Annotated in this window: 11 protein-coding genes; 6 read left to right on the top strand and 5 right to left on the bottom strand. The window is 58.6% G+C overall.

What is annotated here, in order from left to right; translation table 11 throughout:
• Positions 1-5 precede the first annotated feature (5 nt).
• From Poly24_RS25390 to Poly24_RS25370, 5 genes are all read left to right on the top strand, one after another.
• Positions 6-3,233, top strand: a complete 3,228-nt coding sequence (locus Poly24_RS25390) for an efflux RND transporter permease subunit (RefSeq protein WP_145102163.1) — start codon at positions 6-8, stop codon at positions 3,231-3,233.
• Between the two features lie 169 nt (positions 3,234-3,402).
• A complete protein-coding gene (locus Poly24_RS25385) occupies positions 3,403-3,924 on the top strand; it encodes a hypothetical protein (protein WP_231753351.1) in 522 nt (173 codons plus the stop codon).
• A 129-nt stretch (positions 3,925-4,053) separates the two neighbouring features.
• Positions 4,054-4,830, top strand: coding sequence for a hypothetical protein (locus Poly24_RS25380; protein ID WP_145102160.1), 777 nt, complete (start codon positions 4,054-4,056; stop codon positions 4,828-4,830).
• A 273-nt stretch (positions 4,831-5,103) separates the two neighbouring features.
• On the top strand, positions 5,104-6,336 hold the full coding sequence (locus tag Poly24_RS25375; protein WP_145102158.1) for an ABC transporter permease: 1,233 nt from the start codon (positions 5,104-5,106) through the stop codon (positions 6,334-6,336).
• A gap of 61 nt (positions 6,337-6,397) precedes the next feature.
• Complete coding sequence (locus Poly24_RS25370; RefSeq protein WP_145102155.1) at positions 6,398-7,081, top strand: ABC transporter ATP-binding protein; 684 nt, start codon at positions 6,398-6,400, stop codon at positions 7,079-7,081.
• Positions 7,082-7,586: 505 nt separating this feature from the next.
• On the opposite strand, the gene Poly24_RS25365 is transcribed toward Poly24_RS25370, so the two are convergent.
• The 5 genes from Poly24_RS25365 to Poly24_RS25345 form a co-directional block, all read right to left on the bottom strand.
• Complete coding sequence (locus tag Poly24_RS25365; protein WP_145102152.1) at positions 7,587-8,477, bottom strand: cupin-like domain-containing protein; 891 nt, start codon at positions 8,475-8,477, stop codon at positions 7,587-7,589.
• Positions 8,478-8,479: 2 nt separating this feature from the next.
• Positions 8,480-9,700, bottom strand: a complete 1,221-nt coding sequence (locus Poly24_RS25360) for a GNAT family N-acetyltransferase (protein ID WP_197452164.1) — start codon at positions 9,698-9,700, stop codon at positions 8,480-8,482.
• Entirely contained in the window at positions 9,697-10,794 is a 1,098-nt protein-coding gene (locus Poly24_RS25355) for a GNAT family N-acetyltransferase (protein ID WP_145102147.1), read from the bottom strand. Before Poly24_RS25355 ends, Poly24_RS25360 begins: the two co-directional genes overlap by 4 nt.
• 304 nt (positions 10,795-11,098) lie before the next feature.
• Positions 11,099-11,440, bottom strand: coding sequence for a hypothetical protein (locus tag Poly24_RS25350; protein ID WP_231753350.1), 342 nt, complete (start codon positions 11,438-11,440; stop codon positions 11,099-11,101).
• Positions 11,440-12,564, bottom strand: a complete 1,125-nt coding sequence (locus tag Poly24_RS25345; RefSeq protein WP_145102145.1) for a DUF1559 domain-containing protein — start codon at positions 12,562-12,564, stop codon at positions 11,440-11,442. Before Poly24_RS25345 ends, Poly24_RS25350 begins: the two co-directional genes overlap by 1 nt.
• 220 nt (positions 12,565-12,784) lie before the next feature.
• Between Poly24_RS25345 and mntR the strand changes: the two genes are divergently transcribed.
• Positions 12,785-13,246, top strand: coding sequence for a manganese-binding transcriptional regulator MntR (gene mntR, locus Poly24_RS25340; RefSeq protein ID WP_145102143.1), 462 nt, complete (start codon positions 12,785-12,787; stop codon positions 13,244-13,246).
• Positions 13,247-13,684 lie beyond the last annotated feature (438 nt).

Genomic DNA, 13,684 nt, shown 5'->3' with positions numbered 1-13,684 from the left:
CGCACATGTTAAACGCAATCATCCGATTCGCGCTCCACCAGCGGTTGCTGGTGATCGCCGCTGCATTGTTTCTTGTCGGTTATGGAACCTGGCAAGCGATGCATTCACAGATCGATGTGTTTCCGGATCTGAACCGACCGCGAGTCGTGATCATGACCGAAGCACCGGGGCTTGCCCCCGAAGAGGTCGAGACGCTGATCACGTTTCCGATCGAAACGACGATGAACGGTGCCAACGGCGTGCAAGCGGTTCGCAGCGCGTCGGGCGTCGGGATCTCGGTGATCTATGTCGAATTCGACTGGGGTACCGATATCTACAACGACCGCCAGATCGTCAACGAACGGCTGCAATTGGTTCAAGAGCGGATGCCCGAAGGCGTCAAACCAACGCTGGCACCGATCTCATCGATCATGGGGCAGATCCTGATGCTGGGGATGTGGAGCGAAGATGCCAGCACGCCGCCGTTGGAGCTGCGCACGCTGGGCGACTGGGTCGTGCGGCAGCGGTTGCTGACGATCCCCGGCGTCTCGCAAGTCTTCACGATGGGGGGCGGCCGCAAGCAGTTCCAAGTGTTGGTCGATCCCGATGCGATGCTGCGATTTGGCGTGGCGCTACACGAAGTGAAACAAGCGGTCCAGAACAGCAACGAAAACGCGACCGGCGGCTACTTGGATGAACAGGGGCCCAACGAATTGCTGGTCCGTGCGTTGGGACGCGTTCAATCGATCGAGGATCTGCAAAAAGTTGTCGTCACGATGCGGGAAGGCCGACCGATCGCGTTGGGCCAGATTGCCACTGTCGTCGCTGGGCCGCAGGTTCGCCGCGGCGACAGCGCAGCCTATCTGCGCGATGGCGAGGGAGAGTTTTCCGGCGGCCCTGCAGTCATCCTGACGATCAACAAGCAGCCCGGAGCCGACACGCGCCGCGTGACCGATGACGTCCTGGCGGCGATCGACGATCTACGTCCTTCGTTGCCCGAGGGGCTGCGAATCGAACCGTTGTACACGCAGAAGTCGTTTATCGATCGGGCGATCGCCAACGTTGTCGAAGCGCTTCGCGACGGCGGATTCCTGGTCGTGATCATCCTGTTTTTGTTCTTGATGAACGTTCGCACGACCTTCATCACGCTGACCGCAATCCCGTTGTCGTTGGTGATGACAGCGATCGTCTTTTCGTTCTTCGGGATCTCGATCAACACGATGACCCTCGGCGGGCTGGCGGTGGCGATCGGCGAATTAGTCGACGACGCGATCGTCGACGTTGAAAACATTTTCCGGCGGCTGAAAGAAAACCGAGCCCTTGCGAATCCGAAGCCGCCGCTGTTGGTCGTGTTCCGCGCCAGCGTCGAGATCCGCAACTCGATCGTCTTCGGCACGATGATCGTGATCCTGGTCTTCATTCCGTTGTTTGCACTCTCGGGCATGGAGGGGCGGCTGTTCGCGCCACTGGGGATCGCCTACATCGTCTCGATCTTGTCGTCGCTACTGGTCTCGTTAACCGTCACGCCGGTGCTCTCCTATTGGTTGCTGGGCAAGCAAAAGTTGACCGAACAAGAGCGGGACGGCTTGCTGCTGCGAGGGATCAAATGGATCGGCGACCGCGTGATTCGGTTCAGCCTGCGACTGCCGCGATTGAACCTAACGGTCACCGCGGTGCTGGTCGCGTTGGCGGGGCTGTTTGCGTACAGCCTGGAACGCGATTTTCTGCCGCCCTTTAATGAGGGAGCGGTTCAGTTGAACGTCGTGCTTCCGCCGGGGACTTCGTTGGAGACATCGAATCAGATCGCCCAACGCGTCGAACAGCGGCTGCAACAGATCGACGATGTCCAACAGTTCGTGCGCCGGACCGGTCGAGCCGAACTGGACGAGCATGCTGAAGGAGTGAACATGAGCGAGTTCATCCTGGAACTGGATCCCGAATCGCCTCGGCCGCGCGAGTCGCAACTGGAAGAGATCCGCGAAGCGATGGCCGATATCCCCGGCATCGTGACCGCCGTCGAACAACCGATCGCCCACCTGATCTCCCACATGCTCTCGGGCGTCAAAGCTCAGATCGGGATCAAAATCTATGGCGACGATCTCGATACGCTGCGTCGCAAGGCGGAGGAGATGCAGTCGGCGATCGGGACGGTTGCGGGAGTCAAAGACCTGATGGTCGAACCTCAGGTGACGATCCCACAATTGCGGATCGAACTGGACCGCGACAAACTGCTGGTCCATGGTCTGACGCCCGCGGAGGTGAACGAATTTATCGAGACCGCGATGAATGGACAGGTCGTTTCCGAAGTCCTGATCGGCCAGCGGACCTTCGATCTGCTGATCCGATTGGACGAAGACTACCGCGAAAATCTGCAGTCATTGCGACGCTTGACGATCAACTTGAAGGATGGCGGCATGCTGCCGTTGGAAGCTGTCGCGAAGATCTACGAATCGGGGGGGCCCAACACGATTAACCGCGAGAACGTTCGTCGACGGATCGTACTGCAATGCAACGTCGCCGATCGCGGCGTGGTCGATGTGGTGCAAGACATTCAGCAACGGGTCGCGCCGGTCGTCGCTTCGCTGCCGCCGGGCTATTTCGTCCAGTACAGCGGCCAGTTTGAAAGCCAGCAATCGGCATCGCGCGTGATCGGAGCCCTGTTTGCCGTCTCATTGGTCGGCGTCTTCTTGGTCCTGTTCACGATGTTCCGCAGCGTCAACCTTTCGCTGCAAGTGATGGCCGCCCTGCCGATGGCTTTCATCGGGTCGGTGCTTGCGTTGGTGGTGACCGGTCAAACGCTGACCGTCGCCGCGATGGTCGGCTTCATTTCGCTAGCCGGAATCGCGTCGCGAAACGGAATCCTGCTGCTCAACCACTACCTGCACCTGGTCCGCCACGAAGGCGAAGACTGGACGCAAGAGATGATCGTCCGCGCCGGCTTGGAACGTTTGGCTCCCGTCTTGATGACCGCGCTGACCTCGGGGATCGGACTGGTTCCGCTGGTCATGGCGGCTGGCGAACCGGGCAAAGAGATCCTCTACCCGGTGGCGACAGTCATCCTGGGCGGATTGATCAGTTCGACCATGCTCGACTTTTTTGTTCACCCCGCTCTGTTCTGGCTGTTCGGAATCGATGAAGCCCGCCGCGTCGTCGAGGAATCGGGCAACGAATTGGAGCTGACGGAAGAGTCGGATGATTTGAACCACGAATCAACAACGAACCATCCACCGCTCACGACACCGGTGGCCACCTAACCCAACACTTGTTTATTTCCGCTACGAATTTTCACCCCTTGCCGATGCGGTCGCTCAATACGAGCAACGCGTTGGTTGAACCAATCGCTAGCAACCTATTGGCTAGCAAATCCTGTTGCGTTTTGCTCTCACCCCCAACTGAAAAATAGCGTATTCACTGGAGCACACTATGAAGAAACTGACGACCACGTTCGCCATCGGCTTCGCATGTCTTGCCATCAGCCTGACCGGCTGCAAACCCGCACCAACCGCCGATTCCGAGGCGGCCGACGCACATCAAGGAGAGGCAGCTCATGCTCATCCCACCGAGGGCCCGCATCACGGTTCATTGATCGAACTGGGGAACGAGGAATATCACGCCGAACTGGTTCACGACGACGCTGCAGGGACGGTCACGATCTACGTGCTCGATTCGGCAGCCACGGCGCAGGTGCCGATCGCGGCGACGGAGATCACGATCAACGCGACGCACGATGGAACGCCTGAACAGTTTCCGCTAGCAGCATCCCCCGATGAGAACGATCCAGAAGGCCAATCCTCGCGGTTCGTTTCGACCGATAAAGAATTAGCGGCACACTTGGATGAAGAGGGAGCCGAGCCGCGATTGGTGTTGAGCATCAATGGCAAATCGTATCGCGGGACGATCCATCACGACCACGATGGAGAGGGCCACCACGATCACGGTCACTAGAAGTTAGAGAGCCTTAGCCACTTGGGAATCGCTAGCGTCGATTCTCAGCACACTATTTTGACCAGAATCCGATTGCCGAGCGGATTCTGGTCGGATCGACACCTCGGCAGCTAATGAAGGATGCTAACCATGACACGGAATGTCACCAAGTTCGCACTGACGTTGACTCTGATCGCCACTTGCCTTGTCCAGAGTTCAACCGCTCGTGGTGCCAGCCCTGTCGAGCAGATGCTTGACACCGTCGCCAATAATCAACAGTTCGCCTACATCCTGTTCTATCGCAACAACGATGCCGCCACGCAAAGCATGCACGGCGTGTTGCAATCGACCTTTGCCGAGCGACGCGATGCGGCGATCCTGCCCGTGCAGATCACCGATGTCGCCGAACGCGATCTCGTGAAACGATTTGATGCCACGCGTTTGCCGATGCCCGCCGTCGCCGTGTTGGCGCCCAACGGCGCGGTCTGCAGCGTCTTCCCGCAGCGCGTCACCGGGCACCAATTAACCTCGGCGATCGTCTCCCCTGGACAAGCCAAGTGCCTCAAGGCGTTGCAGGATAAGAAGATCGTCCTGCTGTGTGCTCAGCCCACGGCCGGCGCCGCGATCCCGATGGGAGTTCGCCAGTTTATGGCCGATTCGCTCTATCAAGATCGCTCGACCGTTGTCACCGTGGAAGCCAACGATCCGGGCGAAGCAAAGTTTCTGAATCAATTAAAGGTTCGCACCGATCAACCGACCTCGGTAGTCGCCTTCATGGCACCTCCGGGCGTGATGATTGGGATCTTCAATGGCAGCGTCACGCACAGCACGCTAGCTGAAAAGCTAGCGGCGGCTGGCAAATGCTGTGACGACGAAAATTGCAAGCATCACAAATCGGCTGGCGCTTCCCAACCCGCTCGCCGCTAGTGGTTTGTCAAACTTTGATTTGAGGACTGATGGTAGTGGACGAGGTCACGAGTCCCATAATCTCTGTCGCGAAAGGACTCGTGACCTCGTCCACTACCCTGAATTCTAGTGTTGACGCAGCACTAGCATCTGCGTCGCTCGAAACGCCGCGGCCTCCTCGCTCGATGATCCGCCAAACCGTTTGCGTTTGGCGGGCAGGATGCGGCTCCGCGGCGTTAGAAAACACTCCCACGAAATACGTAAAACGTAAAGCACTCTCAAGGAACGGAATCCATGCAACTGAAGTCCATGATTTGGAAAGAACTGTGGCAGCGGCCGACACCGATGTTGACCAGCCTGCTAGCGGTAACGCTTGGCGTGACGGCGCTGGTCGCGATCCAGAACATCACCGTTTTCTCGGAGCGGAAGATTGCTGGCGACATGGAATCGCTGGGAGCCAACGTGCTGGTGCTGCCACCGAACGTCAGCTTGCAAGATTATTATTCGGCCGACATGCATGGTCACACGATGCCTGAAGAGTATGTCACGCGGTTGGCTTTGGCCCGGATGGCGGGCGTCGAAAATTTGGCGCCCAAGTTGTGCGTGGCTGCGGATGTCGATTCGATTCCCGTGACGCTGACCGGGATTTTGCCACGCAGCGAATTCCAAGCGAAATCGGCTTGGCAGGGGCTGGGAATGTTGACCAATGCCGTCGGCACCGACGCCGGTTGCTGTGCTCCCAAAGCTTCCGTTCCATCGAGCGGCGACAACGATCCCGATTCCTTGGCGACCAATCGCACGATCGAGGAACTGGGCGATCGCGACGTGATCTTGGGACGCGACATCGCCACGCAATTGGGAGCCAGCGTTGGCGACAAGCTGCCGTTGTTGGGCGAAGAATTTAAGGTGCTGACGATTCTGCCAGCCACCGGAACGATCGACGACGGCCGCGTCTTCGCTCACCTGCACAGCGTGCAAGATCTTTCCGAAGCGGGCCCGGTTGTGAACGTGATCGAGATCATGGCTTGCTGTGAGGAAGCCGCCGGCGGATTGATCGGCAAGCTGTCGGCAGAACTGCCCGACACACGAGTGATCACAATCGCGCAAGTGGTCGAAACGCAGATCGCCGTCAACGGTCTGATGTCGCGATTGTCGTGGGTCTTCTTTTCGATCCTGTTGTTGGTCGGCGGAGCGAGCATCGCCAGCGTGATGTACGCCAACGTGACCGAACGCCGCAAAGAGATCGGCACGCTGATGGCGCTGGGTGCATCGCGCGGCTTCGTCACAAAGATGTTCTTGGGCAAAGCGACGTTGTTGGGCTTGGCCGGCGGTGTCGGCGGGTTCGCTGCCGGAACGATCCTGGCCGCGATCTTAGGTCCTCAATTGTTGGGCGTTCACGTCCAACCGATGCCCAGCCTGCTTGGCGTCGGGATGGCCACCGCCACGATCGTCGCCGTGTTGGCTAGCCTGCTGCCAGCTCGCCGCGCCGCGGGAGTCGATCCCTGCCTGGTGTTCAACGACGCCTGATTCGCGAGTCTCGCGAACCATCACCCCAATTCAACGCTCTCATTTTCAAGGAAGGACTGTCATGTATCGCTTGCAATCGGTCACTCATACGTACCAGCGTCGCGGTCAAATCGTGACCGCTCTGGACGACTCCAATCTCGAAATCGCCGACAACGACTTCATCGCGATCGTTGGTCCCAGCGGCAGCGGAAAGACGACGTTGCTGTCGGTGTTGGGAGGCATGTTGGCTCCCACGACCGGTCAGATCATGCTCGATGGCCAGTCGCTGTACGATCTGTCGATCGAGAGCCGAGCGGAGCTGCGACGCGAAAAGATCGGCTTCGTGTTCCAGTCGTTCAATCTGATCCATTGGCTCTCCGCATGTGAAAACGTGCAGATCCCACTGATGCTGTCGGGACTGAGCGCTCAACGGCAGCGAGCGCACGCGTTGGAGCTGTTGGATCGCGTCGGACTCGCCGACCGCAGCGATCACCGTCCGTCGGAGATGAGCCAAGGGCAACAACAACGCGTCGCACTGGCGCGGACGTTGGCCAACGATCCTCAGATCATCTTAGCCGACGAACCGACGGGAAACCTCGACGCCGAGACCCGCGTGCAAGTGATGGAATATCTGACCGAGTTCCACAACGACGGCCGCACGATCGTGATGGTCACTCACGATGCCCAGACCGCGTCGTTCGCCAACCGAACGATCCGTCTAGTCGCGGGCGTGACACAAGAAGTTGCCACAGCCAAAGCCGCCTAGCGCGTGTTGGCGGGCTGAACGGCCCAGCAAGGTTTTGTAACCCAGGCTCCAGGCCTGCGAATGGGATTTCGGCTCCCATCGCGGGCCGAAGGTCCAGCAATTTGCATGGCCCAGGCAGAAGGCCTGGGTGAAAAGAAGGCGCGCAAATACACCCAAAGGGCCAACGGCCCGGCGGTCGATGGCGGTGCGACCGAGTCCGCGATTGCCAAAGGGATCCCGCAGGGATCTCAGGTGGTAGCCGGAGGTCGACGCGCAGCGGCGCACCTCCGGAACACGATACCACGGCGCGCGACGCTCCCGAAGGGATCGCAGATCGACGTGCGCCCCCGTCGGGGCCGGCGTTCGAATTAACAAACGGTTGGCCGGAGCAGGGGTTGGGACGCCGGGTTTCTCCTGGATCCCGCGGGCCGAAGGTCCAACAATTTGCATAGCCCAGGCAGAAGGCCTGGGTAACGGCGGCCCGACACACAACTCGCCCCTCAAAGGGCCAATGGCCCGACGGTTATTACGCGTCGGCGGGACGGCGCACGATGTTCTTCACCTTCCGCAGCGTCCGCAACATCGTCAATTTTGCGTTGTCGCGACCGGGACGCTCACCGACGTTCGACGGCGTCAAACCGATCCGTCGCAAGTGGCGGTTGAAGCGATGAAGGGTTTGCCGATCCGAGGAGTCTTGGGTCTGGAAGGTGATGCTGAACGAGACCGAGACCTCGGGGCCATTTTCGACGTAATGCGGCGCAACGACGGGGAAGTGCAAACCCTCGCCGGGCGACAGATCGAACTGCTGGCCACGCTCGCGGAACCGTTCTTCGAACTGCATGTTCCGGTGAGCGCCGGAGAAGAAGTCTTCGACCTGCGTTTCGGGGAGGACTTCGCGATCGTTCTGCCCGAACATCCAGACCTTCTTCGTGCCGCGGATCTGCAGAAGAAAGTTATTCTCCGGATCGATATGGAATGGAGTCACCGAACCGGGAGACGAAATGAAGATGAAGCCCTGCTTGTGCGTCATCCCTTCGGATACCAACGCTGCCAGCGGTTTGACCTGGTCGAGGCATTGATCCAACAGGTCGCCATATTCGTTGTTCAGTTCAACGTTTTTTAGCACCAACCAAGATTGGCACTGCTGGATCCGTTGGATCGTCTCTTCCACCGACAGCCCGTTTTTCGGCGTCGATGTCGGGTCTTGTGATACCGGCAGGTTGCCAGCGTTGTATTCGACGCGGTCGGCTGGCAGGTCTTTCGACAATGCGATCAACGATTCCAATGCGAACAACGGATGATCGTTCAATTGATGCCCGATCTTAAACGGACGGCGATTGAAATCGTCGATGAACTTCTGCTGGTCCAGGTCGCACAGATGGTCTTGGCTGAGCGCGGTGGGGAGTGGTTGCAACATCGTTATTTTCCCTTCTTTGTAATGGAGTGATGGACCAGCTGGAGCATCGGTAGGCTGGCTGCGGCGATGTTCGACAGCTTGCCGCCCAATGCTACGACGAGACTTTGAAATCGGATCCGGTCGGGCCAGACGCGGTTGATCATCGAGTGGTCGGGATCGGCGCACGAATCGACGATCTCCAATCCGCGGTCGTGCATGATCGGGATGTTCTCCAGTTCGGCGATCAAGCCGGGAGAATATTCGTGTAGCGTTTCGTCGAAAGTGGTTTTGAAGTGCGCCCCGCGTCCGGATGTCGTTAGATCGCACATCATGCTGATCGGACGCTCGTCTTGCGAAACCTTCAGGATCTGCATCTTGCGTTTGCTCAGCATGCGCGTCGCCATCTCGCGGAAGAATCCAAGACCGCGTTCGCTGCTGGCAAACGCGGTCCCTTGGCGTCCCTTCCAACCGGCTGCTTCCAAGGCGATGTATTCTTCGATCCACGTCGCGTGGTCGTCTTCCTCCGCACACCGCGTTGTCAGTTCTCCCCGCTCGGCCAACTTGCGACTCAATCGCTGCGTTCCCTTCCGCGTACTCTTGGAGACTTGAGCATTCAGGTACGTTTCTGCATCGGGGGCCGGCAAGAAGCAGGCTCGCGTGAAGGCGTCGCGGTGGAAGACGGTCATCGATGCGGCATGAAAATGATCGGTGATCAGATTCGCAAATCGATCCTGACCGCTGACCGTGTCCATGCTCAGCAATTGCACGCCCTGCTCGGTCGCCAAATATTCGAGTGCAAACCGCCAGGCTTCGGCGTCGCAATCGCGGCGTAACAGCGGAGTGCAATCGAAGCACTGATCGTGTTTCCAGATTTCGCGACCCGATAATGGCAGGCCGTAGATTCGTTTCGCGACCAGTGGCATCAGGGCGCACAGGACCGGTTCGCCTTCGGGATGCATGCGCCGCGGCGCTTCGATCACCAGCACCGCCGCATCGCGATCGTTCAGATGCCGCAGCGCGGGGATCAGAAAATCGGGATCGAAGAATAGATTCGGCTGGATCGCGGTTTCCATCAATCGCTGCCAGCGATCGGCGATCGATTCGAGTTCTTCGAGGTCGCGAACGATTCGGCCGCGGAAGTCGAGTTGTGGCAGATCGACCTCCGCCACGCGGTAATGTTTTTGCCCGATTTTGGGCTTTGAAGCCGTCGGTTCCAGCAGTGACATGGACAGCTTTTGGATCATCGAGCGACTCCCAACCCACGCCATTGGAAGCTGCGTAGGTCGCCTTTTAGTCGTCGAGCTCCGAGTGCCAACTTGTGCCCAGCGGTTGTGAGCAGGCTCTTCGACACACACCTCACGGTTGCCAAGGGAATAGGCCGAGCGCCCCAGAACTTTTTGTACGGTTCGTCGCCGCGCAGGAAGTCGAACTCGGCAATCCCTTCATCGATCGTTCGGCGAATCGCGTAGGTGAACAGCAAATGCCCAGGCTCCAGTTCCATCGCATCACGCGATGCGCCAGACTGATACAATTGCGGACCACTTGCGCCGTGCAAATTCAAATGGACGGCGATCGGTTTGTCTTCGTAGCCTGCGGTGATGATTTCGGCTTTGCCCTGAGGGATCAAATCGGTTGCGGCGGCATGCAGGAAGCGGACGTACTCCGGATTGCAAAACGCCGACTGCAACCCCTTGGCATCGGTTCGTTCCAGGTGCAGGCGGACCAGCGTCGCAAATGCCGATTCGATAGGTAGGTCGTTGCGGGTCGAACGGATCTGAACCTGCCCGCTGTCGATGCGGCGTTCGGCTTTGCGAATCTTGCGGCGCAAATTGGAAGCCGAGTTCTTTACAAATTGGTCCCACGAATCGGGCAGATCCAATACCCAAGACGATTCGACGTCGCGGTCGTATCGCCAGAAGGGCGTTCCCAATCGGTCGACGATCTTGAGGTCGGGGTTTCGGGAGGGATCGGCGAGGACGCCGTCGAGTTCGACCATCCGGATGAACCGCGACTGACGGACGTCTTCGGCGATCGCCGAAATGAAATCTTGGCGGTGTTCGTCGGCGACGATCAATTGCGCGTAATCGCTGCATGTGATCCCGCTGCCGAGGAACTTCAAAGCGCGTTGGCCAAGGCGACGGTCGAAATAAAACGGCGCGATTCCGACGACGGAGCCTTGATCTTCGTAGCAATAGATCCGTAGCGCGTTGTAGCGGCTGAAGCTTTGCCACCATGCGAAGTTCCAGGCGAAGCTCTGCATCGGTGCGGGATCCAACGCGTCCCAGGCCCCACGCAGTTGCATGAAATCCGCTTCGCTTTTGACAATCCGTAGATTCATTCGTCGGCTTACCAGCGTCTTGAGTTGTGAGTGGAGGCTTCGTCGCGACGAGAAAGCGGCGCGTTCATTACCCGCTGTCAGCCCATCACCGGGCACGATCTACGGGCAATTTTCAGAAGCGTTTGAAGCCGCATGCGATCGCATCGATGGATCGGGCACGCCTAGTAAACGTAGATCACAAATCCGCCGTCAGCCGACCGCGGCGGTTTGAATTTGCCCAACCGTTCCGATCGGCCGATCGCTGCGATGAGACTGCACCGATCGCAGCGATCGCGCCGAACATAACGGCAGCGCCGGCCGATACTCAGCGTTTGACTTGGTCTTCCAACGCCTGTCGCGACGCTCTGGCTGCCGCTTCCCAGTCCCCTGCTTTCGCTTTTGCAACGATCGCCGCGACGATCCCGTGCGATGGATCGACTGCCGCCGTCGCCGCTCGGCTTTCGTCCAACAGCTGCTCGATTCGCTCCAGCCCCTCGTCGCTGCGTTGGTTGCAAACGCGATAGAGGGCGATCGTCAGGTCGTATCCGTTTTCGCTGAGCGGTGCCGGCGGCCGCATCCACCACCACAGCCCCGCGGCAACCATGGCAACCGCAACCATTCCCAAGCCGAGCCGCGGAAGCGATGTTTCCGATTTCGAAGTTCCCATCACAGCGACTCCCCAGCGATGACTTCGCCTTCGTTCATACTCGACAGTTCCGCCCACAGGAACAGATCGACGTATTCGCTGATAAAGCGAACGCTTCCATCTCCCATGCAAACCATCCCGCCGCCGGGATGCTGCGAATACATCTGACCGACGTGATAGGTGGGGAAGTTGACAGGGTGAATGATCGGGCTGCCGGTGATATCCAGTTCGCCGCCTGAGGGCCCGGCGTGGACCAATGTCAGCGTCGCCGCAGCGTCGGGACCGTTTTCGGGCGAAGAGAATTGTGGATGTGTGTAAGCACCGGGCACGACGCCCACCCACGTTTTGTCGCTCAGTGCCGAACTGTGCTCACCAAAAAAAATGGTGTTCGTGGTCCCATCGGTCACGTCGCGGAAACGCGTTTTGGAATTCCGAAAGAACGGCCCGTCGGCCACTCGCCCCGCATCACCATCGATCGCCACAATCGTCGTCGTCGACGTGTAGATGTTGGTAAAGATCTCTCCCGTCGCCGCCGATCCACACTCGCCCCAACAACTCTCTTGACCGTGGCTTGCGACGTAGTGGCTGCGTCCGACACGAACCGTCCCGCCGCCGATGGTCAATGGATTGCCCGACGCGCCCTGAACATCGAACGGACCGTCGCCGCCGGTAGCGCTGGGGCACAAGAACAACGGCAGCGTGGTTGCAATCGCTTGTCGATTTGCCGCCGACCAGATCGGTTGATCGATCCGCATGCTATCGATCAACGTGCTTGCTTCGACAAACGGCAGCAAACCCGTCGACCAACCCCAACCGGGACCGGCGTCCCAGGTCAGCGGATCGATCAGAACCGAAGCGGGTGCGGAACCGTTCCTTGTCGGATAAGAGACGTAGCCTGATGGGAACCGTCCGAAGGTGGAGTGGTAGTTGTGCGTTGCCAGTCCAATTTGCTTCAGTTGATTGCTGCACGACATCCGCCGCGCCGTCTCGCGAGCCGCCTGGACGGCTGGCAGCAACAGACCCACTAACAAACCAATAATCGCGATCACCACAAGCAGTTCGACTAGCGTAAACCCTCGTCGGCGAGACCATTTTTTGCAGGCGGTTTGAAAGTCTTTGCGAATGAGAAAACGTTCGACTCGCATGAAATGACCCTTCGGTTGTGGTTGATTGAATTTGCAGAGTTAGTGCAGGCTAAGTTTGCATGCAAATAAAAGAAGCAGGCTCTTCGTTGTGTCAGTCTCGAGTTAGTGCGGGCTAACTTAGGTGGTGCTAAACTAGTGCGGCGCGTGGGGCAAGATCAAGGGGGTTCAGTCGAAAATTCAAAATTGATAGAATCCAGGGTCCCCCGCGAGCCGGGAATTACTGACGACTGACGGCGGAACCGGCGCCGCATCCGCACCTTTAAGGGATCCTGGTTTGCCCTCCAAGACGCATCAACGCACTCGATCCGACCACGCTAGCGAGGTTGCGGAGGACTATGTCGAAGCGATTGCCGACGCGATCGCCCAGCGTGGGGTCTGTCGCGCCGTCGATTTGGTCAATCAATTTGCTGTCACACACGCTACGGTCAACAATACGATCGGGCGTTTGCAGCGGGACGGATTGGTCGAGACCGAGCCGTATCAACCGATCGAATTGACAGTCAAAGGGAGGCGATTGGCGACGCAATCGCGAAAACGGCACGAGATTGTCGAGGCGTTTCTGCGGCGATTGGGAGTCAGCGAGCAGACGGCCGCCGCGGACACCGAGGGGATCGAGCACCATGTCAGCAAAGAAACGCTGGCTGCGATGAAACGCGTCCTGACCAAAGGCTGGCCCGAATAATTCGGGCGCATCCGACAACTTGGATTCAGGTTGTTCGATTGTCGGTGTCCGAGACCTTCGTTTCGATGCGACTGTCGTTTGGTTGGTCGTTCGCGGGAGGTTGCCAGAGAGGGCGTCCCGATGTGGCTTGGCGTTGTCGTGCATCTTCAACGATTGCGTGAAGATCGCCGGCAAAGCTTTCAGAAATTTCTCGACGAGTCCGATGGATGTCGTCGACGGTTGTGTCAGTCGTTTTCGATTTCTGAATCATTTCCTAGCATCTCCTCCGGTGTGCATATCACGGGAGACGGGATCGAAAGATCATTGAACACAGCGTAAATGCGGGACAGGATTCGTGCATTCGCAATGTGCCGACAGTGTCACGTCAACAAGTATTGTATCCGATGATGTGCAACCGCAGCGATATGAAGCGCGTCGGGCCAGGGCAATTAAGTGCTT

Origin of the sequence: Rosistilla carotiformis (assembly GCF_007753095.1) — a bacterium.
Taxonomy (GTDB): domain Bacteria; phylum Planctomycetota; class Planctomycetia; order Pirellulales; family Pirellulaceae; genus Rosistilla; species Rosistilla carotiformis.
The sequence above is the reverse complement of the archived record's forward strand: the minus strand, read 5'-3'. Positions and strand labels throughout refer to the sequence as shown.